Source organism: Homoserinibacter sp. YIM 151385, from assembly GCF_027912415.1.
Classification (GTDB): domain Bacteria; phylum Actinomycetota; class Actinomycetes; order Actinomycetales; family Microbacteriaceae; genus Schumannella.
On the sequence record NZ_CP115175.1, the window covers coordinates 2,403,779 to 2,425,714 of the forward strand.

Below are 21,936 nucleotides of genomic sequence, written 5' to 3' on the forward strand. Positions count from 1 at the left end.
ACCCCACAAGCCGAGGCGAACGAGGAGCCGTGACCGACGAGCCGCAGACCCAGTCCGTGACCGAGACGGCGGCCGGCGCCCGCCTCGAGCCGGACCCCGGCGCGTGGATCCGCGTCTCGCCGAAGTACCTGGTCGTCGACCTCGTCACGACGATCGTGTGGGGCGCCATCGTGACGGCCGCCTCCGCGATCCCGTGGATCCTCTCCGGCGTCGTCGGGCTCGCCGCCATCCCCGCCGGGCTCGGCCTCATCTTCCTCCTCGTCGCGGTCTTCACGCCGCGCCGGGTGCGCGCCATCGGCTACCGCCTCCGCGAGGACGACCTGCTCTTCCGCACCGGCATCCTCTTCCAGCGCTTCGTCGCCGTGCCCTACGGGCGCATGCAGCTCGTCGACATCAACCGGGGGCCGCTCGCGCGCGCCGTCGGGCTCAGCGAGCTCAAGCTCGTGACGGCCGCCGCCGCGACGAACATCACCATCCCCGGCCTCCCCGAGGCCGACGCCGAGGGGCTGCGCGACCGCCTCGTCGACCTCGCCGAGACGCGGCGGGCGGGACTGTGACCGACCCGGCGGGCGCGCCGGAGTCCTCGGGCCCCGTGGCGCCGGAGGCCGTGGAGCGGGAGGCCGTCCGCGTCGGCGCGACCGCCTCCGGCCTCGCCGACGGCGAATGGCACCGCCTGCACCCCGCGACCCCGCTGCTGCGCGGCGGCATCGCCTTCTTCGCGATCCTCGGCATCCTCATCGCGAACCTCCGCGAGCGGCTCATCGAGCTCTTCCTGCCGGAGCAGGGCTACGAGGGCGACCCGATCGACTACATCCTCGAGGAGGGGCTGCTCCCGATCGCGCTCCTCGTGGTCGTCGGGATCCTCCTCGTCGTCATGGTCGGCTTCTGGCTCTCCTGGCGGATGCACTCGTACCGGATCACCGAGGAGCTCGTCGAGGTGCGCTCGGGGGTCGTCTTCCGCACCCACCGGCGCGGGCGGCTCGACCGCATCCAGGGCATCAACGTCGTCCGCACCCTCCTGCCGCGCATCTTCGGCGCCGCGAAGCTGGAGATCGAGGTGGCCGGGCAGGACGCGAACGTCGCGCTCCAGTACCTCAAGGGCGGCGTCGCCGACCAGCTGCGCGCCGACATCCTGCGGCTCGCCTCGGGCTCGCGCGAGCGGGCGGCGGTCGCGCGCGGCGAGGCGCGGGCGGGGGATGCGGCGGCCGGCCCCGGCATCGTCGAGACGCGCCTCAACGAGTTCATCGCGCCCGAGCTCGACCCCGCGCTCGCTCCCGTCGAGTCGGTCGTGCGGATGCATCCCGGCCGGCTCGTCGGCTCGATCCTCCTCAGCGTCCCGACGCTGTTCTTCGCCCTCGCGCTGACGGGCGCCGTCATCGGCACGGTCGTCGCCGACATCCCCTGGCCGATCTTCGCGGCCGTGCCGATGGCGATCGGCCTCGTCTCCTACGCCTTCTCGCAGATCACGAAGTCGCTGCGCTACTCGATCGCGGGCACGCCCGACGGGGTGCGCATCGGCTACGGCCTCATCTCGGTGCGCAACGAGACGCTGCCGCCGGGCCGCCTCCACTCGATCTCCGTCTCGCAGGAGCTGCTCTGGCGGCCCGCCGACTGGTGGACGATCCGGGTCAACCGCGCCTCCCAGTCGACCGTCTCCTCCGACGGGCAGTCGCAGTACGCGAACACGACCGTGCTCCCCGTCGGGACGCGCGAGGACGTGCTCCGCGTGCTCGGCCTGCTGCTGCCGGATCTCGGCGCCGAGGAGCTCCGCGCGATCGCCGAGCCCGCCTTCGGCAAGGGGGGCGACGAGATGTTCACGGTGTCGCCGCCGCGCGCCCGAATCCTCCGCTGGTTCTCGCGCCGCCGCAACGGCTTCGCGATCCACCCGGCCGTCGTGCTGCTGCGCCGCGGCGCGATCTGGCGCGAGCTCGTCATCGTGCCGACGCCGCGCATCCAGAGCATCGCCGTCCGCCAGGGGCCGCTGCTGCGCCGCCTGCGTCTCGCCGCGGTGCGCGCGCACACCGTCAACGGGCCGATCACGGCCAGCCTCGGCGCCCTCGACGTGCGGGATGCGGAGCGCTTCTTCGCGGAGGCCTCGGCGACCGCGCTCGCGGGCGCGTCGGCGGACCGCTCCCACCGTTGGGGCGCCGCCGCGTCCCCCTCCGCCGCCTCCGCCTTCCCCTCGTCGGGAGGGTTCTCCGGCGACGCGCCGGGGGCGGCGGCCGACACGCCGGGGGCGGCGTCGGATCCCCTCCCGGAGGGCACGGTGGAGGGCGCGCCGGACGGCGCACGACCGGACGCACCCCGGTGACGACCGCCGCGCAGCGCTCGGGGCGGCTCGGCGTCGGCGTCGTGGGGGCCGGCCGCGTCGGCCCCGTGCTCGGGGCGGCGCTCGGCGGCGCCGGCCACACGGTCGTCGGGATCTCCGCCGTCTCGCAGGCGAGCCGCGACCGTGCCGAGGCGATGCTGCCGGGCGTGCCCGTGCTCGAGGTCGCGGCGGTCGTCGAGCGCAGCGAGCTCGTGATCCTCGCGGTCCCGGATGCGGAGCTGCCCGGTCTCGTCGAGGGCCTCGCCGCGACGGGCGCCTGGCAGCCGGGCCAGCTGGTGCTCCACACCGCTCCCGCTCACGGCACCGCGGTCCTCGAACCCGCGTTCCGCGCGGGCGCGATCCCGCTCGCCGTGCACCCCGCCATGGCCTTCACGGGCTCGAGCATCGACCTGCAGCGGCTGCGCTCGAGTTGGTGCGCGGTCACGGCGCCGGCGCCGGTGCTCCCGATCGCGCAGGCGCTCGTCATGGAGATGGGGGCCGAGCCGATCGTCGTCGCGGAGGGCGATCGTGCCGACTACGCGGACGCGGTGCTCGCCGCCTCCGAGTTCTCGAGCGCGATCGTGACGCAGGCTGCCGACCGCCTCCGCGCGATCGGCGTCGAGGCGCCCGGCCGTCTGCTCGGCGGCGTCGTCCGCTCCGCGGTCGAGCGCGCACTGGGCGACGTCGGCCCCGAGCTCGCCGCGCCCCTCGACTGACGCCCCGTCCCCGCGCCCTCTCTCTCCCCGCCCTCCCCCCTCCCCGCCCTCCTTCCGAAATGCAGGATGGGCGGCGGATCGCTCGCGGAGCCGCGCGGTGCTCGTGCGGCTCGGGGCGCGCTGATCCTGCATTTCGGAAGGGGAGGGGCGGCGGGTGCTACGGTCCGCCGACGAGTCCGCCGCACCCCGGCGGCGGGGCTCACCCTTCCGAAATGCAGGATGGATACCGCGTCCGGCTCCGCGCCCGGCCGCATCCTCGGGGGCGAACACCCGCCGATCCTGCATTTCGGAAGGGGGAGGGGCGGCAGGGGGGCGGGGCGCACGGGGTTGCGGATGCATAAGTAGGGGCTTATGGTTTCGGCATGGATGCATTCGCCGCGATCGCCGACCCCGTGCGGAGGCGCCTGCTCGAGCGGCTCGCGCTCGGGGAGGCCTCGGCGGGCGAGCTGAGCGAGCTCGCGGCCGAGGGCTTCGGGATCTCGCAGCCCGCCGCATCCCAGCACCTTCGGGCGCTCCGCGAGGCCGGGCTGGCCGAGGTGCGCACGGAGGGCCGTCGCCGCCTCTACGCGCTCTCGCCCGTCGCCGTGCGCGGGATGCGGGACTGGGTCGACGCCCTGCTCGCCCCGACCGCGACCTGGCTGCAGGCCGCCGACGCGCTCGAGACCGAGCTCGCGCGCGGCCGTCGCGAGCGGCGGCGCGGCGCGGCAACCGGCGTGCCAACCGGCGTGCCAACCGGCGTGCCAATCGGCGCGGCCCCCGCATCCGCCGCCCCCGACCGCGAGCACACCCACGACCCCCACCACGAGGAGCGAAGCGCATGACCGACCCCGTCACCCCCGAGAACTACGACCCCGAGGGCCTCGAGCGCCGCCTCGAGCAGCTGCCCGCCGAGGGGCGCCCCGCGATCGTCGTCCTGCGGCGCGAGTACGCGGAGACCGCCGAGCACGTCTGGGATGCGCTCACGACCCCGGCGCGGATCCCCCGCTGGTTCGCGCCGATCGAGGGCGATCTCCGCGTCGGCGGGCGGTACCAGGTGCAGGGCAACGCGAGCGGCGAGATCCTCGCCTGCGAGCGCCCGAACCGCATCCTCATGACCTGGGAGTCGCCCGGCCAGGACGTTCCGCCGAGCGAGCTGCAGCTGCGCCTCGAGCCCGCCGCGGGCGGCGCGGCGACGACGCTGGAGCTGCGGCACAGCGCCGAGGTGCCGGCCGAGTTCTGGACCTCCTTCGGACCGGGCGCGGTCGGCGTCGGCTGGGATCTCTCCTTCCTCGGCCTCGCGCTCCACCTGTCGAACCCGGAGGCCGAGCACGCGGTCGAGGACGACGAGGCCTTCGCGGTCTCGGAGGACGGCATCCGCATCATCGAGGTCTCGAGCGCCGCCTGGGCACGCGCCTCGATGGAGGCCGGGACGCCGGCCGAGGATGCGGTCGCGGCCGGCGGGCGGACGACGGCCTTCTACACGGGCCGCCCCGACCCGGACGCCGCCGAGTAGGCGCGGCCCCGCGAAGCGAGATTCTCCGCAATCGCCGCGAGGATCCGCGCGGCGAACGCGGAGAAACCCGCATGGCACAGGCCGGGTAGCATCGGGGAGGCCGCGCGGCACCCCGCGGCGGCCGGAGAGGCACCACCGTGAGCGACGGCACCCCCGCGTCCGCGCCGCCCGTCATCACGACGATCGCGGCCCTGCGCGAGCGCTTCCCGGCACGGGCGGTCGCGCTCGTCCCGACGATGGGCGCGCTCCACGAGGGCCACCTCGCGCTCGTCCGCCGTGCCGCGGAGCTCGCGGACGAGGTCGTCGTCTCCATCTTCGTGAACCCGCTGCAGTTCGGGCCGAGCGAGGACCTCGACCGCTACCCGCGCGACCTCGAGGCCGACCTCGCCCTCCTCGCGCCCCTCGGCGTGGCCGCGGTCTTCGCGCCGGCCGTCGACGAGATGTACCCGGACGGCCCGCCGCAGACGACGCTCCGCGCGGGCGAGCTCGGCGGCCGCCTTGAGGGCCGCACCCGCCCCGGCCACTTCGACGGCATGCTCACCGTCGTCGCGAAGCTCATCCACATCGCGCGTCCCGCGCACCTCCTGTTCGGCCAGAAGGATGCGCAGCAGGTGTTCCTCGTCGAGCGCATGGTCCGCGACCTGGACCTCGAGGCGCACGTGGAGGTCGTGGAGACCGTGCGCGCGGCGGACGGCCTCGCGCTCTCGAGCCGCAACCGCTACCTCGACGAGTCCGAGCGCCGAGCCGCCCTCGCCCTCAGCCGCGCGCTCGAGGCGGCGGACTCGGCCGCCGACCGCGGCATCGACGCCGTCATCGCGGCCGCGCAGTCGGTGCTCATGGGGGAGGAGCATGTCGAGGTGGACTACTTTGAAGTGGTCGACCCGGCGACCTTCCTGCCCGTGGGCGACGACTTCCGCGGGACGGCGCGCGTGCTCATCGCCGCGCGCGTCGGCCCCGCGAGACTCATCGACAACGACGCCATCTACCTGAACTGACGAGAGCAGCCCACGAGAGCCATGACCGAGCCCGCCGCGCCCGCCGCCTCCGCATCCCCCGAGCCCGTCGCCGAGGCGAGCGCGGAGGAGATCGCCGAGCAGAAGGCGGTCCGCCTCGAGAAGCGCGCGCGCCTCATCGCGGAGGGCGGCGAGGCCTACCCGGTCTCGCTCCCGGTCACCGACACGATCCCGGCGGTGCGCGAGCGCTTCCCCGATCTGGAGCCGGATGCGGCGACGGGCGAGACGGTCGGCATCGCCGGGCGGGTGGTGCACTCGCGCAACACCGGCAAGCTCTGCTTCGCGGCGCTCCAGTCCGGTGACGGGACGCGCATCCAGGTCATGGTCTCCCTCGCGGAGGTGGGCGAGGCCTCGCTCCAGCGCTGGAAGGAGCTCGTCGACCTCGGCGACCACGTCTTCGTCTCGGGCGAGGTCATCTCGAGCCGCCGCGGCGAGCTCAGCGTCATGGTGCGCGAGTGGGCGATCGCCTCGAAGGCGCTCATGCCGCTGCCGAACCTGCACTCGGAGCTCGGCGACGAGACCCGGGTGCGCCAGCGCTACCTCGACCTCATCACCCGCGAGACGGCGCGCCACGTGGTGCGGGCGCGGGCGGCCGCGAACGCGAGCCTCCGCGCGACCTTCGCCGGCGCCGGCTTCCTCGAGGTCGAGACCCCGATGCTCCAGACGATGCACGGCGGCGCCTCCGCCCGCCCCTTCGTCACCGAGTCGAACGCCTTCGACACGGAGCTCTACCTCCGCATCGCGCCCGAGCTGTTCCTCAAGCGCGCCGTCGTCGGCGGCATCGACCGGATCTTCGAGATCAACCGCAACTTCCGCAACGAGGGCGCCGACTCGACCCACAGCCCCGAGTTCGCGATGCTCGAGGCCTACGAGGCCTACGGCGACTACACCTCGATCGCCGACCTCACGCAGGAGCTCATCCAGAACGCGGCCGCCGCGGTCTCGGGCTCGCACGTCGTGACCTGGGCCGACGGCACCGAGTTCGATCTCGGCGGCGACTGGGACCGCATCGACATGTACGGCTCGCTCTCGGAGGCCGCCGGGCGTGAGATCACACCTGAGACGCCGATCGGCGAGCTCGCGGCGCTCGCCGAGGCGAACGGGGTCGAGGTGAAGCTCGCGACGCACGGCAAGTACGTCGAGGAGCTGTGGGAGCACTTCGTGAAGGGCGGCCTCGAGCGCCCCACCTTCGTCATGGACTTCCCTGTCGACACGAGCCCGCTCGTGCGCGACCACCGCAGCCGCCCGGGCGTCGTCGAGAAGTGGGATCTGTACGTGCGCGGCTTCGAGCTCGCGACCGGCTACTCGGAGCTCGTCGATCCCGTCATCCAGCGCGAGCGCTTCGTCGAGCAGGCGAAGCTCGGGGCCCGCGGGGATGTCGAGGCGATGCGCCTCGATGAGGAGTTCCTCCGCGCCATGGAGCACGGGATGCCGCCGATGGGCGGCATGGGCATGGGCATCGACCGCCTGCTCATGGCGATCACGGGCCTCGGCATCCGCGAGACGATCCTGTTCCCGCTGGTGAAGTAGGCGATCGCGATGAGCTTCCCCGAACTCCCCGGCGGCGACCCCAAGGATCCGAAGGACCCGCGCAAGCCCTCCATGAACCGCATCATCGTGTGGGTGCTGGTGGGCGGCGCCGGCCTCTACTTCTTCATCACGGGGCTCGTCGGCGTCATCGCGAAGGGCGGCTGATGGATCGGCGCAGCTCCCGGCTGGTGATGCTCGTCGGGCTCGTCGGCATCATCGTCGTGATCGCGGTGGTCTGGGGCCTCAACGCGCTCGGCGTGGTCTGAGGCGCGGCGGGTTACCCTGGTCGCATGCCAGAGGACTTCTGGGGCAACGCGCTCTTCTCCGTGACCCCCACCATCATCGTGGGGCTCATCTTCTGGTTCGTGATCCGGTCGATCGTGCGTGCGGATCGCACCGAGCGCCGCGTGTACGCGGAGATCGAGGCGGAGGAGCGGGCGGCGGCGGGGATGCCCGCGAAGCCGGCCCCGGCATCCCCCGTCGACCAGGCCTCCTGAGCTCGAGGCGCCGCGTCTCAGCCGCGCGGCGCGAGCCGCACGTTCGGCAGCTCGGGCGCCGGGAGCGGCGGCGTCGGATCCTCGATCGCGCCGAAGCGGCCGGCGCCGTCGGCGTCCCCGCCTGCGATGGAGGCCTGCCACTCCCGCCGGAACGCGACGATCTCCTCGTGGCTGCGGCCCACGAAGTTCCACCACATGACGATGCGCTCGCCGAGCGGCTCGCCGCCGATGAGGATCGCCCGCACCGGCTCCGCGCCCGCCTCGATGCGCAGCGAGGTGCGGCCCGGGGCGGCGTAGGCGAGGTGATCCGCCGCCACCTCGACGCCCTCCAGCCGGGGCGCACCCGCATCCACGAGGAGTCCGTGCTCGAAGGTCTCGTCGACCGGCAGCGTGACCGAGCCGCCCGCCGGCAGATCGAGCTGAGCGGCGACGAGCGGCGTGTGGACGACGGCGGGCGAGACCGCCCCCGCGAGCGAGCCGACGAAGACGCGGAGCACGGCATCCCCGAGCTCGGCGCGACGCGAGACGACCTGCTCGAAGGCGGGCGGCATCCCGCGCGCGCCCTCCGGCAGCGCGATCCAGAGCTGCGCGCCGTGCAGCGTGCCCGTCGCGGTCGTCGAGTACTCGGAGTGCTGGATGCCGCGGCCCGCCGTCATGAGGTCGAGCTCGCCCGGCCGCACGAGGGCGTGCGCGCCGGTCGCGTCGCGGTGCTCGATCTCGCCCTCGAAGAGCCAGCTCACCGTCTGGAGGCCGGTGTGCGGATGCGGCGGGACGTCCATGGTGCGGGTGCCGGCGATCGGCTCGGGCCCGTAGTGGTCGACGAAGCACCAGGCGCCGATGAGGCTGCGGCGGCGTTGCGGGAGGGTGCGGCGGACCTGCATGGCGCGCGGCCCCCCGAGCGGGACGTCGCGCGGCTCGAGGATCTCGAGCGGGGAGCGCGCGCCGGTCGCGCCGTCGCCCTCGCCCGCGCAGACCCGCTCCTCGGGCTGGGTCTCGAGGTTGCTCACGCCGCGAGCGTACTCGCGCTCCGGCGCTCGGGCTGAGCGGTCAGGGACGACGCCGATCCCGGCGTCATGGGACCCGCGCCCTGAGAGCGCGACCGGGCCGGCCTAGTCGGCGAGCACGAGCAGCTCGCCCGGCGTGCACGCCAGCGCCTCGCAGATCGCGGTCAGCGTGGAGAAGCGGATCGCGCGCGCCCGGTCGTTCTTGAGCACCGAGAGGTTCACGATCGACACCCCCACCAGCTCGCTCAGCCGGGTCAGCGTCATCCCCCGGGACTCGAGCAGCTCGTCGAGCCGGCAGTGGATGCGACCCTCCTCCGCCTCCTCCGCGGGCGCCATCAGACGAGGCCCTCGGTCTCGCGCTGGAGGCGCGCGCCGATGCGGAACACCATCGCGAGGGCCAGGACGACGAAGGCGAGCCACCAGGGCCCCGGCTCGAAGGCGAACGCGACCTGGAAGGGTCCGGCGCCGCCGGCGACCCCGCCGTTGAGCGCCTGCGCCGCGCTCATCTGGCCGAGTCCGCGGATGCCGGTGCCGAGCATCCCGCCGACGAGCATCGCGAAGCCCGCCGCGACGCCCGAGCGGAAGAGGGAGCGGTGGAACGGCTGGCCGCCGGCCAGTCGCACGAGCAGCACGAGGACCGCGAAGGTGATGACGGCGCCGGCCGCGACCTCGATGAGGGTGCCGGTCACGAGGAGCGCGCGGTCTCCGTCGGCGAGGGCGGCGGCGGAGACGCTCGCGGTCTCGACGGCGGCATCCGCCCGGTCGTCCGCACCGGGGAGGTCGCCCTCCGCGAGCAGCTCGACGCGGGCGCTGCCGTCGAGGAGCGCGACCGAGTGGGCGACGCCGAATCCCGCCGCGAAGGCGCCGGTGACGGCGGCGAGGACGGCGAGGATGCGGAGCACGAGCCGGTCGGCGCGGTCCAGAGCGAGGGTGTCCTGCATGGTTCCTCCTTATCGAATGTCGATAACATAACGAATATCGATAAAGACAGCAAGGCCCGATCCGCCGCGCACCGCCCGCCGACCGGGCGCTTCACGCCCACGGCGAACAGGGGCATCCCCGCGCCCCGCCCCTCGTTACCCTCGACGTATCGAAGCGGCACCCATGCACCCGCATCGTGAGGAGTGGACATGTTCGAGAGATTCACCGACCGAGCCCGTCGGGTCGTCGTCCTCGCCCAGGAAGAGGCGAAGATGCTCAACCACAACTACATCGGCACGGAGCACATCCTGCTGGGGCTCATCCACGAGGGCGAGGGCGTCGCCGCCAAGGCCCTCGAGTCGCTCGGGATCTCGCTGGATGCCGTGCGCGAGCAGGTGCAGGACATCATCGGCCAGGGTCAGCAGCAGCCGACCGGCCACATCCCCTTCACCCCGCGGGCCAAGAAGGTGCTCGAGCTGAGCCTCCGCGAGGCGCTCCAGCTCGGCCACAGCTACATCGGCACCGAGCACATCCTCCTCGGCCTCATCCGCGAGGGCGAGGGCGTCGCCGCCCAGGTGCTCGTCAAGCTCGGCGCCGACCTCAACCGCGTGCGCCAGCAGGTCATCCAGCTGCTCTCCGGCTACCAGGGCAAGGAGCAGGTCGCGGTCGGCGGCAACGACCAGGCCCCCGACAAGGGCTCCCAGATCCTCGACCAGTTCGGGCGCAACCTCACCCAGGCGGCGCGCGACGGCAAGCTCGACCCCGTCATCGGGCGCGAGAAGGAGATGGAGCGGGTCATGCAGATCCTCTCCCGTCGGTCGAAGAACAACCCCGTCCTCATCGGCGAGCCCGGCGTCGGCAAGACCGCCGTCGTCGAGGGCCTCGCCCAGGCGATCGTGCGCGGGGACGTGCCCGAGACGCTCAAGGACAAGCAGCTCTACACGCTCGACCTCGGCTCGCTCATCGCCGGATCCCGCTACCGCGGCGACTTCGAGGAGCGCCTCAAGAAGGTGACGAAGGAGATCCGCACCCGCGGCGACATCATCACCTTCATCGACGAGATCCACACGCTGGTCGGCGCGGGCGCCGCCGAGGGCGCGATCGATGCGGCCTCCATCCTCAAGCCGCTGCTCGCGCGCGGCGAGCTCCAGACGATCGGCGCCACGACGCTCGACGAGTACCGCAAGCACTTCGAGAAGGACGCCGCGCTCGAGCGCCGCTTCCAGCCGGTGCAGGTGCAGGAGCCCTCGCTCCCGCACGCGATCAACATCCTCAAGGGCCTCCGCGACAAGTACGAGGCCTTCCACAAGGTGTCGATCACGGACGGCGCGCTCGTCGCGGCGGCGAACCTCGCCGACCGCTACGTGCAGGACCGCTTCCTGCCCGACAAGGCGATCGACCTGATCGACGAGGCCGGCGCCCGCCTGCGCCTCTCGATCCTCTCCGCCCCGCCGGAGCTCCGCGAGTTCGACGAGCGGATCGCGCAGACGCGCACCGCGAAGGAGACCGCGATCGAGGACCAGGACTTCGAGAAGGCGGCGAGCCTGCGCGACGAGGAGAAGAAGCTCCTCGGCGAGCGCCTCCGCCTCGAGAAGCAGTGGCGCGCGGGCGACGTCGCCGCCTCCGGCACCGTCGACGAGGGCGTGATCGCGGAGGTCCTCGCGAACGCGACCGGCATCCCCGTGTTCAAGCTCACCGAGGAGGAGTCGAGCCGCCTCATCTTCATGGAGAAGGCGCTGCACGAGCGCGTCATCGGCCAGGAGGAGGCGATCTCGGTCCTCGCGAAGACGATCCGCCGCACGCGTGCGGGCCTCAAGGACCCGAAGCGCCCCTCGGGCTCGTTCATCTTCGCCGGCCCCACCGGCGTCGGCAAGACGGAGCTCGCGAAGGCGCTCGCCGAGTTCCTCTTCGACGACGAGGGCGCGCTCATCTCGCTCGACATGTCGGAGTACGGCGAGAAGCACACCGTGTCGCGCCTCTTCGGCGCCCCTCCCGGATTCGTCGGCTTCGAGGAGGGCGGCCAGCTCACCGAGAAGGTGCGCCGGAAGCCGTTCAGCGTGGTGCTCTTCGACGAGATCGAGAAGGCCCACCCGGACATCTTCAACTCGCTCCTGCAGATCCTCGAGGAGGGTCGTCTCACCGACGGCCAGGGTCGCGTCGTGGACTTCAAGAACACGGTCATCATCATGACGACGAACCTCGGCACGAAGGACATCACGGGCGGCCCCGTCGGCTTCACGCTCGAGGGCAACGTCGAGAACTCGTACCGCGCCATGCGGGCGAAGGTCGTCGAGGAGCTCAAGAAGCACTTCAAGCCCGAGTTCCTCAACCGCGTCGACGAGACGATCGTCTTCCCGCAGCTGTCGAAGGAGGAGCTCCTCCAGATCGTGGATCTCTTCATCAAGCGGCTGTCGGAGCGCCTGCTCGACCGCGACATGACGATCGAGATCACGGCACCCGCCCGCGAGCGCCTCATCGACATCGGCTGGGAGCCGTCGCTCGGCGCCCGACCGCTGCGCCGCGCGGTGCAGCACGAGGTCGAGGACCGGCTCTCGGAGGAGATCCTGCACGGCCGCCTCGTCGCGGGCGACCACGTGCACGTCGACTTCGACGGCACCGAGTTCCAGTTCACGACGGGCCGCCAGCCCGGGCGCGAGCTGGAGGAGGTCACGGCCGCGATCGAGGGCTGATCGCGCCGCGCAGCATCGCCGCCGTCCGGGGGCCGAGAGACATGTCTCTCGGCCCCCGGACACGTGTATGGGGGCGTCCGCGGCGCAGGCCGGGTGTCCCCGGGCGGGATGCGGAGCCGGCGCGGCGGGATGCGGATACCGGCTCGGCCGCGCGCCCTACGCCGGGCAGGTCGCGCCGAGCAGGCGCTGCAGCTCTGCGAGCGAGGCCTCGAACACCGCATCCCCGTCCACGGTCTCCCGGGTCGAGGTCCAGCTCAGTGTGACGTGGCGCTCGCCATCGGGGCTGCCGAAGCTCGCCGTGCGGTAGCCGAAGCCGTTGCCGCGCTGCCCGAGCACGGTCCCCGGCGGGAAGCCGCAGGCATCTCGCCCCTGGAGGATCCCGAGGCCGTAGCCGTTCGCGCCGGTGTCGCTCATGGCCTCCATCGACTCCTGCGTCACGAGCTCGCCGCCCGCGAGGCCGGAGAAGAAGCGGTCGACGTCGCCGACGGTCGAGACGAGCCCCGCGCCCGCCGACCAAAGAGTCGGGGAGATCGCGGTGACGTCGACGGGGCCGTCGTCCGTCTCGAGGTACCCGCGCAGCGAGGCCTCGGGCATCGTCTCGTCCTCCGGCCACACGGTCGCGTCCATGCCGAGCGGCTCGAGGATGCGGGTCTCGACCTCCGCCTCGATCGGGGAGCCCGTCACCGTCTCGACGAGCATGCCGAGCACCGTGTAGCCCGTGTTGGAGTAGACGAAGGCGCTGCCCGGCTCCGACTCCCACGGCACCGTCGCGGCCGCGGCGAGCAGCTCCTCCTCCCTGTACTCGCGGCCCACGGAGGCGGTGATCGCCTCGGCGTCCGGGAGCAGCGGCTCGATGTAGTCGGGGAGCCCGCTCGTGTGGTTCAGCAGCTGCCGCACCGTCACCGGGCCGGGGGCGTTCGCGAGCACGCCGGGCAGGTGCGCCTCGACCTCGTCGTCGAGCCCGAGCCGGCCCTCCTCGGCGAGCTGCAGGACGACCGTCGCGACCATCGGCTTGGTGACGCTCGCGATCCGCACGGCGTCATCGGGCTGTGCGGGCTCGCCGCCGGGCCCCTCCGAGGTGCCGCGCGTGCCGGCCGCCGCCGAGACCTCGCCGACCTCGCCGCGCACGTGCGCGACGGCGGCGGGTGCGCCGGCCCCGACGAGCGCCTCCACGGCCGACTGCGCCGCATCCTGCAGCTCGGACTCGCTGTCGGCGCGCTCGGGCGCGGGCAGGATGCCGCAGCCGGCGAGCAGGGAGGTCGCGGCGAGCAGGGGCAGGGCGGTGAGGGTGCGGGCGCGCATGGGGTCCTCTCGGGCGGGGGCCGGGCGCTTCGACGCTATCGAGCGACCCCGACGCGTGTCGGGAGAGGTGGCAGATGCTCAGGTGGGGGCGGGGCCGCGCTCAGGTGCCGGGCGTGCCCGCGGCGTCGTCCGCGTCCAGCAGCTCGCGGACGGCGTGGCGCCCGATGCCCGACATCCGCGGGTCGTCGTCGGCGCCGAGGAACGCGCCCGCGAGCAGCGCCGCCCAGCCGCGCGCCCGCATCCACGTGGCCTCGTCGGCCTCCGCGGATGCCTCGTAGGCCGCGCGGTACGCTGCACGGCCCGCGGCGTCGAAGGCGAGCCACCCGACCGCGAGGTCGGAGGCCGGGTCGCCGGCCGTGAGGTCGCCGAAGTCGATGAGCGCCGCCAGGGCGGGATCGGGATGCGGACCCGACTCCGCGAGGAGGTTGCCGGGGTGCGCATCGCCGTGAAGCCAGCGGGGGGAGCCGGCGTGCTCAGGTGCGTCGAGCGCCGCCTCCCACACGCGACGCAGCTCGGTCGCGCGCGGCAGGATGCCGGAGGTCAGCCGCTGCTCGGCGACCTCGACGCGCGACGCGAGGGGCACGCCCCGGACCGGGTTCGCGGGCGCGTCGGCCGGTGCCGGCCGGTGCAGCGCCGCGTGCGCAGCGCCGAGCTCCGCGGCGACGCGTCCTCGCCGGGCGAGCGGGAGATCCACGACCGCGGTGCCCTCGATCCACGGCACGATGAGCCAGGTCCACGGGTACTCGCCCTCGGGCGAGCCGAGGCGGACGGCCGCCGGGACGCGCACCGGCAGGTGCTCGGCGATCTCCGGCAGCCAGCGCGCCTCGTGCTCGACGAGCGGTGCCGCGAGCGCCCGACGCGGCAGCCGCACCGCGTGGGCCTCGCCGAGGCGCGCGACGACGTTGTCCCAGCCGCTCGCCGCGATCCGGACCTCGCCGAGGAGGTCGGGGTGCTGCGAGGCGACGAGCCGCTCGATGAGCTCGACGGTCACCGGGACCTCGGCCGTGGGCGTCGGCATCAGCCGGCCCGCCCGCCCGCTCGCCGCCGCATCCCCGGCCTCCCGATCGCGTCCCGCACCCGGTCAGGCTAGCGAGCGCCTCGGCGGCTCGCGAGGGCGCGGGGCTAGCCTGGAGCGATGACCGGGTTCACCGTGCGCCGGGCGCGCACCGCCGACGTGCCGCTGATCGAGAAGCTCATCGAGCCGCTCGTCGCCTCGCGCGTGCTGCTCGGCAAGGATCGCGTCGTGTTCTACGAGGCCGTGCAGGAGTTCCGGATCGCCGAGAGCGCGGAGGGGGAGGTCGTCGGCTGCGGCGCGCTCCACGTCATGTGGGAGGACCTCGGCGAGGTCCGCACGCTCGCCGTCTCCGAGGGGTGGCTCGGCCGCGGCGTCGGGCACGCCCTCCTCGGCACCCTCGAGGCCGACGCCCGCGAGCTCGGACTCACCCGCCTGTTCTGCCTGACCTTCGAGACCGCCTTCTTCGAGCGCAACGGCTTCGAGGTGATCGGCGAGGGCGTCGTCTCGCCGGATGTCTACGCCGAGCTGGTGCGCTCGCCCGACGAGGGCGTCGCGGAGTTCCTCGACCTCGCCCGCGTGAAGCCGAACACCCTCGGCAACTCGCGGATGCTGAAGCGGCTCTGATGGGCGCGGATCGCACGGGCGCCGTCTCGCTCGGCGTCGCGGGGGCGCTCGACCACGGGGTCGTCCGCGAGCTGGCGCCGCACGCCGAGTCGGCGGGGCTCCGCGCCATCTGGGTCAACGACACCCCCGACGGGGACGCGCTCGCCTCGCTCGCGGCGGCCGCCTCCGCGACCGGCTCGCTCGAGCTCGCGACCGGTGTCATCCCGATCGACCGCCGGCCGGCTGCCGAGATCGTGCGCGCGGTCGCCCGGCTCGGCCTGCCGCGCGAGCGCCTCGTCGTCGGCATCGGCTCGGGCGGCCTCCGGCAGGGTGCGCTGCGCGCCGTCGGGGAGGCGGCCGACGAGCTGCGGGATGCCGGACTCCGCGTCGTCATCGGGGCGCTCGGCCCGCGGATGCGCGAGCTCGCCGCCGAGCGCGCCGAGGGCGTGCTGCTCAACTGGTTCACGCCGGACGCCGCGGCCGCGGCCGCTCGGGCGTCGTCGGCGCGCACCGTGCTCTACGCGCGCACCGTCGCGGATGCCGCGGCCCGCGGCGCGCTCGAGGCGGAGGCCGGGCGATACGCCGGCTTCCCCGCCTACGCCGCGCACTTCGCGCGGGAGGGGATCGCGCCGCTCGACACGACGGTCGATCTCGCGGCGGCGGACGGCCGAGCACGGCTCGACGCCTTCGCCGACGCCGTCGACGAGCTCGTGCTGCGGGCGATCACGCCGGGCTCGCGCGCGGCCGAGCTGCGCGCGCTCGTGGATGCGGCGGCGCCCGGCCGGGACGACTCGCGCGGCTGAGCGCCCAGCCTGCGAGTCCGCGGCATCCCCGCGTGCCGGGGCCCCGGCGGCACGCCACCGGCCTACCCTGACCGCATGTCGTCGCTGCGCAATCCGGTCGGGGCCCAGCCGCCCTCCGTGTACTGGCGCCGACGCCTGCTCGTCGGGCTCGGCGTGCTCGCGGTCGTCGTCGTGATCGTGCTCATCATCGTCCGCCCCGGCTCCGGCGAGCCGGCCGCGGCGCCTACGCCCGAACCCACCCCGTCCGCCTCCTTCACCGCCCCCTCGGGCGAGGTGGAGGGCGAGGACGAGACGCCCGCCTCCGCGGGCGCCTGCGATCCGGGCGACATCGAGCTGGAGGCGATCACCGACTCCGGCAGCTATGCGGCCGACACGGACCCGAAGATCTCGATGTCGATCACGAACACCGGCTCCGACACCTGCACCCTCGAGGTCGGCACCGCCGCGCAGGAGTACATCGTGACGAGCGGCCAGGACCGCATCTGGAGCTCGAAGGACTGCCAGACGGACGCGACCGAGGACTCGGTCGACATCGCGGCGGGCAAGACCCTCAGCACGACGCCGTTCGGCTGGGACCGCACCCGCTCGAGCGAGGACACCTGCGAGGGCGAGCGGGATGGCGTGACCGGCGGCGGCGCGAGCTACCACCTCACGGTGAAGCTCGGCGACCTGGAGTCGGCCGAGACGCGGCAGTTCCTGCTCGACTAGGCGCCGCCCGCCTCGGGCGTGCCGCCACCCGGTCCGGCGGCGCGCTCGCGCTCATCGAGCACCTGCCGGCAGCGGGTGAGCGCCTCGGCCGCGAAGGCGTCGGCCCAGACGCGGTAGCCGCGGTCGTTGGGGTGGAAGAGGTCGCCCGCGAACTGCGTGATCATGCCCCAGATGCCCTGGCGGTCGGTGAGCGCGTGGAGGTCGACGACGCGCAGGCCGCGCCCGGCGGCGAGCCGGCGGATGATGCGGTTGCCCTCGCGGACGGCCTTCTGCCCGGGGAGCATGTAGAAGCTGGGGATGTCGGCGAGGATCGCGTGCGACGGCAGCGCCTCGACGAGCTGCGCGTACTCGCGCTCGAAGCGCCCGGCATCCCAGAGGGCCACGTCGTTCGCGCCGATCGACACGGTGAGGAGGTCGGGGCGCAGCTTCGGGAGCCGGGGCAGCTGGTCGCGGAGCGCGAGGCCGACGGTCGCCCCGGAGACGCCGAGGTTGACGACCCGGACGGTGCGGCCGGTCTCGCGGCGGAGTCGCGCGGCGAGCTGGCCGACGTAGCTGTGGCCGGGGCGGGAGGCGCCGATCCCCTGTGCGGCGGAGTCGCCGATCGCGACATAGAGGAGCTCGCCGGGCTTCGCCCGCTCGGCCTTCCACCAGTCGGAGTTGATCGGGATCGAGTCGTTGAGCCGCTCGAACCAGTGGGCGCGGCGCCGCATGAGCCAGCCCCACCAGGCGCGGACGCCGAGGACCGCGGCGACGATCGCGAGCGCCCCGGCGACGCCAGCAACGAGCGGTCGGGGGAGGTGCATGCGCCCACGCTAGCCGCAACCGGCGACAGCCTGTGGATAACCGCGGCCGGGCTGCGAGGTCGTGGATAGCATCCCTGGATGAAACGCGACGCGACCCGGCAGCGGATCCTGGAGACGGCTCGGCGGGTGCTGGTCCGCGACGGCGTGGAGCAGCTGACGCTGCCGACGGTGGCGCTCGAGGCGGGCATGAGCGTGAGCGGGCTGCGCTATCACGTGAGCTCGAAGCGCGAGCTGCTGGAGGTGCTCGTCGAGGAGCTGCTCGACGGCTTCGACGCCTCGCTCCGTGCGGCGGACCGGAGCGCGGGCGGGCGGTGCCGCGCCCTCATCTCGGGCGCGTTCGACATGGTGGCGGCCCGCGACGGCTCCGGCGACTCGGCGGCGGTGGGCGTGCTGGCGGCGGTGTCCGTCGATCCGGGTCTCCTCCGCGGGATGCGGGAGCGCTATGCGAACTGGCAGCGGCTGCTCGATGAGGATGACGTCGATCCCGCCGTCGTGGCGCTGGTGCGCTTCGCGGTGGACGGGTGGTGGCGGGCGGCGGTGTTCGGGCTGGCGCCGCCCTCGGCCGAAGATTCGGCGCTGCTGCGGGCGAACCTGGAGGCGCTGGTGGATCAGGCCGAGGTGCGCTGAGCGGGGTCGTGCGCTCGCTCAGAAGTCGGGGATGTCGCGCGGCTCGTCGGCCGCTTCGGCGAATCCCCGGCGGATGGCCTCGCGCAGCGGGCCGTCCTCGGCGTCGAGGATCGTCGAGTAGCCCAGTCGCCGGCCTTCGGCGTGACGCTGCTTGGCGGCGGCGACGGGTCTGATCTCGCCGGCGAGGCTGATCTCGCCGACGGCGGCGAGGGTGTGCGGCAGCGACTTGTCGCGCGCGGCGCTCGCGATCGCGAGGGCGATGGCGAGGTCGGCGCCGGGCTCGGTGAGGCGGATGCCGCCGACAGTGGAGACGTAGACGTCGGAGCCGGAGAGCTGGATGCCGCAGCGCCGCTCGAGCACGGCGAGCAGCATGGCGACCCGCGAGGCCTCGACGCCGTTGACGACGCGGCGCGGCTGCGGCGCCTGGGTCTGGACGATGAGCGCCTGCACCTCGACCGGCAGCGCCCGCCGCCCCTCGAGGGCGATCGCGACGCAGGTGCCGGAGACGGGCGTCGCGCCCCGCGACAGGAAGAGCCCGGAGGGGTCGGCGACCTCGGCGATGCCGTCGCCGGTCATCTCGAAGCAGCCGACCTCGTCGGTGGGGCCGTAGCGGTTCTTGAGCGCGCGTACGAAGCGGAGCGCGGTCTGGCGGTCGCCCTCGAAGCTGCACACGACATCCACCAGGTGCTCGAGGAGCCGGGGGCCGGCGATCGAGCCGTCCTTCGTGACGTGCCCGACGAGGAGGAGCGGGAGGTCGCGCTCCTTCGCGATGCGGATGAGGGCGCCCGAGACCTCGCGCACCTGCGCGGGCTGGCCGGGGGAGCCGTCGCTGAGCGCCGAGGCGACGGTCTGCACCGAGTCGACGATGAGCAGCTGCGGGGCGACCTCGTCGATGTGGCCGAGGATCGTCGCGAGGTCGGTCTCGGAGGCGAGGTAGAGCGTCTCCTGCAGCGCGCCCGTGCGCTCGGCGCGGAGTCGCACCTGGCTCGTCGACTCCTCGGCGGAGACGTAGAGGACGCGCGCGCCCTTCTGCGCGATGCGGGAGGCGACCTCGAGGAGCAGCGTCGACTTGCCGACGCCGGGCTCGCCGCTGAGCAGGATCGCGGCGCCCGGGACGATGCCGCCGCCGAGCACGCGGTCGAACTCGACGATGCCGGTCGGGCGGTGCACCGTGCGCGACTCGCCCCCGAGCTGCGTGATCGGCCGCGCCGCCCGGGACTCCGGGACGCGCGCCGCCGCGACCTTCCCGGTCGGCGCCCCGCGCTCGGCGATCGTGCCCCAGGCCTGGCACTCGGGGCACTGGCCGTACCACTTGGCGCCGTTCCACCCGCACTCGGTGCAGGTGTACGCGGTGGTGGTTCGGGCCATGCGGCCAGCCTAGGCGGGGGCGCCGACACGGGATGCCGGGCACGGCCCGATGTGGAGGGGGAGACCGTGCCCGGGGCTGTGCAGGAGCGGCGCGCCGCGTCGCGGTGGCGCGAGATCAGGATCCGCTGCCGGAATCCGTCCCGCTCTCGCTGCTGGATTCGCCGGAGCCGCCGCCCGATCCTGAATCCGTGTCCGTCTCACCCTGCGAGCCGGGCCCGCCCTGGCGTCCGCCCTGGCCCGGTCCGAAGCCGGGCCCGCCGTCCTCGCCCTGGCCGGGCCCGGATCCACCGCCCGGACCCTGCTGCATCGACGGCGGGCCGGAGCTCGCCTGCCCGATCGCGAAGCCCGCGACCCCGCCGCCGGCGAGGCCGACGACGAGCGCGATCGCGCCGGCCGTGACGGGAAGGATCCAGGTGCGCTTCGCGCGCGGGGCGGGTGCGGGAGCCGGAGCCGCGGCTCGCGCCTCGGTGGTGGTGTCGTCCGGGGCCTCGGCCGCCGGGGATGTCGTGGTGGTCATGAGAGCAGGATGCGGACGCCGGCCATGCGGGCGCCCAGGCCAGGCCGGGAGTCCGCCGACACCGCCCATGCGTCGCCTCTGCGGCCCGGTTCGCGGGACCCCGGGACCTGGGCTAGACTCCTCGGCGGTGACGTGTCCGAGCGGCCGAAGGTGCAACTCTCGAAAAGTTGTGTGGAGTAACCCTCCACCGTGGGTTCAAATCCCACCGTCACCGCCAGCGAAGAGCCCCGAGATCCTGAGGATCCCGGGGCTCTTCTCTTTCGGCGAGGCCGTCGTGCTGCGGCCGGTCCGGTCCGGACCGGGACGGCGTCGACCTCGCGCTCAGACGGCGTCGGGTCGGCGGATGCTCTCGGCGCCGCCGTCGATGAAGATCACCTGCCCGGTGACGTGCGTGTTCTCCTCGCTCGCGAGCCAGGCGAGCAGCTTGGCCGGCGCACTCGGCGGCGCCGCCGGGCCGTTGAGCGGGGATGGCGCCCCGGCATCGAGCGCGGCTCGCCCTTCCGGTGTCTCGAGCGCGGCCTTCGTCATGGGCGTCTCGATGACGCCGGGCGCGACCGCGTTGAGCGCGATGCCTGCGCCGGCCCAGTCGTCGCCGGGCGCGTGGGTGCGCACCCACCGGGCGATCGCGAGCTTCGTGGTCGTGTAGATGGGGCTGCTCCCGGCGGCGTTCGCGGCCTCGCCGATGCGCTCGGCCTCGCGCAGCGCGCCCGGCTCGTCGTCCGCGAGCAGGCGCTCGAGGAGCGCATCGTCGACAGGCTCGAGGGCGGCCAGCGACGCGACGACGACGGCGCGCGGCGCCGCCGAGCCTGCGAGCAGGGGCCGCAGGCCCTCGAGCGTCGCGGCCGCGCCGAAGTAGTTCACGCCCACGGTGACGGGCTTGGGGGAGACGAGCCCCGCAACGGCCACGACCGCATCCACCGTGCCGCCGCTGCGCTCGCGGACACGCTCGACGAGGGCGCTGCGACCTTCGGCGGTCGAGAGGTCGGCCGCGACGTCGGTGCCCTGGAGGTCGACGCCGATGACGGTGTCGCCGCGCTCGCGCAAGAGCTCCGCGAGCGCTCGGCCGATTCCGGAGGCGGCCCCGGTGACGACGACGGTGCGGCTCATCGGCCGGCCTCCTTCTCGAGCTCGGCAGCCCAGCCGGTGTTCTCCATGGTCATCCAGTTCGCGAGCTGGACGGTCGTCTCGAGCACGGTGTACCCGTCGGTCGCCGTCACCTCGTCAGCGTGGTCGACGAGGTCCTCGATCGACAGGTCCTTCGACCAGTAGCCCTTCGTCGAGCCGACGAAGTTGTGCGCCGCCCGACCCGCGGCGGCTTCGAAGATCTCGCCGTTGTGCGTGTTCTCGCGGCGGAGGAGCCATGCGACGACGGGGGCGACGAGCCTTGCGGGCATCATCGTCTCGGACTGCTTGCGGGCCGTCTCGTCGGTCATCTCCCCCGACATCTGCGTGAAGGCGCCGGGGGCGAGGACGTTGACCGTGATGCCGTGCTCGGCGCCTTCGGCGGCGAGCGACTTCGCCATGCCGAGCACGGCGCCCTTGCTCGCGGCGTAGTGCGCGATGAGCGGCTGCGACACCCAGGCGCTCGAGGAGCTCACGAGCACGAGCCGCCCGAAGCCCTGCTCGACGAGCACCGGCCAGGCGCGGCGGGCGACATTGAAGGCGCCGAAGGCGTTCACCCGCATGACCTTCTCGAAGTCCTCGGGGCCCATCTCGCCGAAGGGGACGTTGCGGATGATCGCGGCGTTGCTCACGACGAGGTGGAGGCCGCCGAGCTCCCGCACGGCGAGCTCGACGAGCTCGCCGGCCTGCTCCCAGTCGCTCACGTCGTGACGGCTGAGCACGGCCCGCCCGCCGGCGGCGCTGATCTCGTCGACGACGGCCTGCGCGCTCTCGGCCAGGTCGTTCACGACGACGGCGGCGCCCTGGGAGGCCAGGAGCAGCGCGTGCTCCCGGCCCATGCCGGCTCCGGCTCCGGTGACGATGGCGACCTGACCTGCGAAGTGCTGGGACATCTGC

At 73.8% G+C, this 21,936-nt stretch carries 24 protein-coding genes and 1 tRNA gene; 15 read left to right on the plus strand and 10 right to left on the minus strand.

Annotated features, from left to right (window positions below; all coding sequences use genetic code 11):
* The first annotated feature begins 29 nt into the window (after nt 1–29).
* The 9 genes from OF852_RS11630 to OF852_RS11670 all read left to right on the plus strand — a co-directional run bounded on the left by OF852_RS11630 (nt 30) and on the right by OF852_RS11670 (nt 7,556).
* Nucleotides 30–557 (plus strand): PH domain-containing protein, encoded by a 528-nt coding sequence (locus tag OF852_RS11630; RefSeq protein ID WP_271119322.1) that lies wholly within the window; start codon nt 30–32, stop codon nt 555–557.
* Nucleotides 554–2,311 (plus strand): PH domain-containing protein, encoded by a 1,758-nt coding sequence (locus tag OF852_RS11635; RefSeq protein WP_271119323.1) that lies wholly within the window; start codon nt 554–556, stop codon nt 2,309–2,311. Before OF852_RS11630 ends, OF852_RS11635 begins: the two co-directional genes overlap by 4 nt.
* On the plus strand, nt 2,308–3,024 hold the full coding sequence (locus tag OF852_RS11640) for a DUF2520 domain-containing protein (protein WP_271119324.1): 717 nt from the start codon (nt 2,308–2,310) through the stop codon (nt 3,022–3,024). Before OF852_RS11635 ends, OF852_RS11640 begins: the two co-directional genes overlap by 4 nt.
* A gap of 362 nt (nt 3,025–3,386) precedes the next feature.
* On the plus strand, nt 3,387–3,845 hold the full coding sequence (locus tag OF852_RS11645) for an ArsR/SmtB family transcription factor (RefSeq protein ID WP_271119325.1): 459 nt from the start codon (nt 3,387–3,389) through the stop codon (nt 3,843–3,845).
* Complete coding sequence (locus tag OF852_RS11650) at nt 3,842–4,516, plus strand: SRPBCC domain-containing protein (protein ID WP_271119326.1); 675 nt, start codon at nt 3,842–3,844, stop codon at nt 4,514–4,516. Before OF852_RS11645 ends, OF852_RS11650 begins: the two co-directional genes overlap by 4 nt.
* 137 nt (nt 4,517–4,653) lie before the next feature.
* The gene (panC, locus tag OF852_RS11655) at nt 4,654–5,511 is read left to right on the plus strand and encodes a pantoate--beta-alanine ligase (protein WP_271119327.1); all 858 of its coding nucleotides are present in this window, start codon (nt 4,654–4,656) and stop codon (nt 5,509–5,511) included.
* A 21-nt stretch (nt 5,512–5,532) separates the two neighbouring features.
* On the plus strand, nt 5,533–7,059 hold the full coding sequence (lysS, locus tag OF852_RS11660) for a lysine--tRNA ligase (protein ID WP_271119328.1): 1,527 nt from the start codon (nt 5,533–5,535) through the stop codon (nt 7,057–7,059).
* A gap of 9 nt (nt 7,060–7,068) precedes the next feature.
* Nucleotides 7,069–7,224 carry a hypothetical protein gene (locus OF852_RS11665; protein WP_271119329.1) on the plus strand — a complete coding sequence of 52 codons (156 nt, stop codon included), beginning with the start codon at nt 7,069–7,071 and terminating at the stop codon, nt 7,222–7,224.
* Nucleotides 7,225–7,349: 125 nt separating this feature from the next.
* Complete coding sequence (locus tag OF852_RS11670; RefSeq protein ID WP_271119330.1) at nt 7,350–7,556, plus strand: hypothetical protein; 207 nt, start codon at nt 7,350–7,352, stop codon at nt 7,554–7,556.
* A gap of 17 nt (nt 7,557–7,573) precedes the next feature.
* On the opposite strand, the gene OF852_RS11675 is transcribed toward OF852_RS11670, so the two are convergent.
* The 3 genes from OF852_RS11675 to OF852_RS11685 all read right to left on the minus strand — a co-directional run bounded on the left by OF852_RS11675 (nt 7,574) and on the right by OF852_RS11685 (nt 9,501).
* Nucleotides 7,574–8,563 (minus strand): pirin family protein, encoded by a 990-nt coding sequence (locus tag OF852_RS11675; protein ID WP_271119331.1) that lies wholly within the window; start codon nt 8,561–8,563, stop codon nt 7,574–7,576.
* Nucleotides 8,564–8,665: 102 nt separating this feature from the next.
* Nucleotides 8,666–8,896 carry a helix-turn-helix domain-containing protein gene (locus tag OF852_RS11680; RefSeq protein WP_271119332.1) on the minus strand — a complete coding sequence of 77 codons (231 nt, stop codon included), beginning with the start codon at nt 8,894–8,896 and terminating at the stop codon, nt 8,666–8,668.
* The gene (locus OF852_RS11685) at nt 8,896–9,501 is read right to left on the minus strand and encodes a hypothetical protein (protein WP_271119333.1); all 606 of its coding nucleotides are present in this window, start codon (nt 9,499–9,501) and stop codon (nt 8,896–8,898) included. Before OF852_RS11685 ends, OF852_RS11680 begins: the two co-directional genes overlap by 1 nt.
* 189 nt (nt 9,502–9,690) lie before the next feature.
* Here OF852_RS11685 and OF852_RS11690 point away from each other — a divergent pair, with 189 nt between their 5' ends.
* Nucleotides 9,691–12,171, plus strand: coding sequence for an ATP-dependent Clp protease ATP-binding subunit (locus OF852_RS11690; RefSeq protein ID WP_271119334.1), 2,481 nt, complete (start codon nt 9,691–9,693; stop codon nt 12,169–12,171).
* A 156-nt stretch (nt 12,172–12,327) separates the two neighbouring features.
* Here OF852_RS11690 and OF852_RS11695 read toward each other — a convergent pair whose 3' ends face one another.
* Both OF852_RS11695 and OF852_RS11700 read right to left on the minus strand, forming a co-directional pair.
* Nucleotides 12,328–13,473 (minus strand): serine hydrolase domain-containing protein, encoded by a 1,146-nt coding sequence (locus OF852_RS11695; protein ID WP_271119335.1) that lies wholly within the window; start codon nt 13,471–13,473, stop codon nt 12,328–12,330.
* Between the two features lie 100 nt (nt 13,474–13,573).
* Nucleotides 13,574–14,491, minus strand: a complete 918-nt coding sequence (locus OF852_RS11700) for a phosphotransferase (RefSeq protein ID WP_271119336.1) — start codon at nt 14,489–14,491, stop codon at nt 13,574–13,576.
* Nucleotides 14,492–14,608: 117 nt separating this feature from the next.
* On the opposite strand from OF852_RS11700, the gene OF852_RS11705 reads away from it, so the two are divergent.
* From OF852_RS11705 to OF852_RS11715, 3 genes are all read left to right on the plus strand, one after another.
* Nucleotides 14,609–15,112 carry an amino-acid N-acetyltransferase gene (locus tag OF852_RS11705; protein ID WP_271119337.1) on the plus strand — a complete coding sequence of 168 codons (504 nt, stop codon included), beginning with the start codon at nt 14,609–14,611 and terminating at the stop codon, nt 15,110–15,112.
* Nucleotides 15,112–15,894: an LLM class flavin-dependent oxidoreductase gene (locus OF852_RS11710; RefSeq protein WP_271119338.1), complete on the plus strand. Its 783-nt coding sequence runs from the start codon at nt 15,112–15,114 to the stop codon at nt 15,892–15,894. Before OF852_RS11705 ends, OF852_RS11710 begins: the two co-directional genes overlap by 1 nt.
* Nucleotides 15,895–15,969: 75 nt before the next feature.
* The gene (locus OF852_RS11715; RefSeq protein ID WP_271119339.1) at nt 15,970–16,602 is read left to right on the plus strand and encodes a hypothetical protein; all 633 of its coding nucleotides are present in this window, start codon (nt 15,970–15,972) and stop codon (nt 16,600–16,602) included.
* On the opposite strand, the gene OF852_RS11720 is transcribed toward OF852_RS11715, so the two are convergent.
* Nucleotides 16,599–17,405 (minus strand): SGNH/GDSL hydrolase family protein, encoded by an 807-nt coding sequence (locus tag OF852_RS11720; protein WP_271119340.1) that lies wholly within the window; start codon nt 17,403–17,405, stop codon nt 16,599–16,601. The two genes, OF852_RS11715 and OF852_RS11720, sit on opposite strands and share 4 nt — an antisense overlap.
* Before the next feature lie 78 nt (nt 17,406–17,483).
* Between OF852_RS11720 and OF852_RS11725 the strand changes: the two genes are divergently transcribed.
* Nucleotides 17,484–18,032 (plus strand): TetR/AcrR family transcriptional regulator, encoded by a 549-nt coding sequence (locus OF852_RS11725; RefSeq protein WP_271119341.1) that lies wholly within the window; start codon nt 17,484–17,486, stop codon nt 18,030–18,032.
* Nucleotides 18,033–18,050: 18 nt separating this feature from the next.
* Here OF852_RS11725 and radA read toward each other — a convergent pair whose 3' ends face one another.
* Together radA and OF852_RS11735 are read right to left on the minus strand one after the other, a co-directional pair.
* The gene (gene radA / locus OF852_RS11730) at nt 18,051–19,400 is read right to left on the minus strand and encodes a DNA repair protein RadA (protein WP_271119342.1); all 1,350 of its coding nucleotides are present in this window, start codon (nt 19,398–19,400) and stop codon (nt 18,051–18,053) included.
* A 115-nt stretch (nt 19,401–19,515) separates the two neighbouring features.
* Nucleotides 19,516–19,917 (minus strand): hypothetical protein, encoded by a 402-nt coding sequence (locus OF852_RS11735; protein WP_271119343.1) that lies wholly within the window; start codon nt 19,915–19,917, stop codon nt 19,516–19,518.
* Between the two features lie 126 nt (nt 19,918–20,043).
* Here OF852_RS11735 and OF852_RS11740 point away from each other — a divergent pair.
* Nucleotides 20,044–20,134: transfer RNA gene (locus OF852_RS11740), tRNA-Ser, on the plus strand.
* 104 nt (nt 20,135–20,238) lie between these two features.
* Here the strand turns inward: OF852_RS11740 and OF852_RS11745 are convergent.
* Both OF852_RS11745 and OF852_RS11750 read right to left on the minus strand, forming a co-directional pair.
* Nucleotides 20,239–21,024, minus strand: coding sequence for an SDR family oxidoreductase (locus tag OF852_RS11745; protein ID WP_271119344.1), 786 nt, complete (start codon nt 21,022–21,024; stop codon nt 20,239–20,241).
* Complete coding sequence (locus tag OF852_RS11750) at nt 21,021–21,932, minus strand: SDR family NAD(P)-dependent oxidoreductase (protein ID WP_271119345.1); 912 nt, start codon at nt 21,930–21,932, stop codon at nt 21,021–21,023. Before OF852_RS11750 ends, OF852_RS11745 begins: the two co-directional genes overlap by 4 nt.
* Between the last annotated feature and the right edge of the window lie 4 nt (nt 21,933–21,936).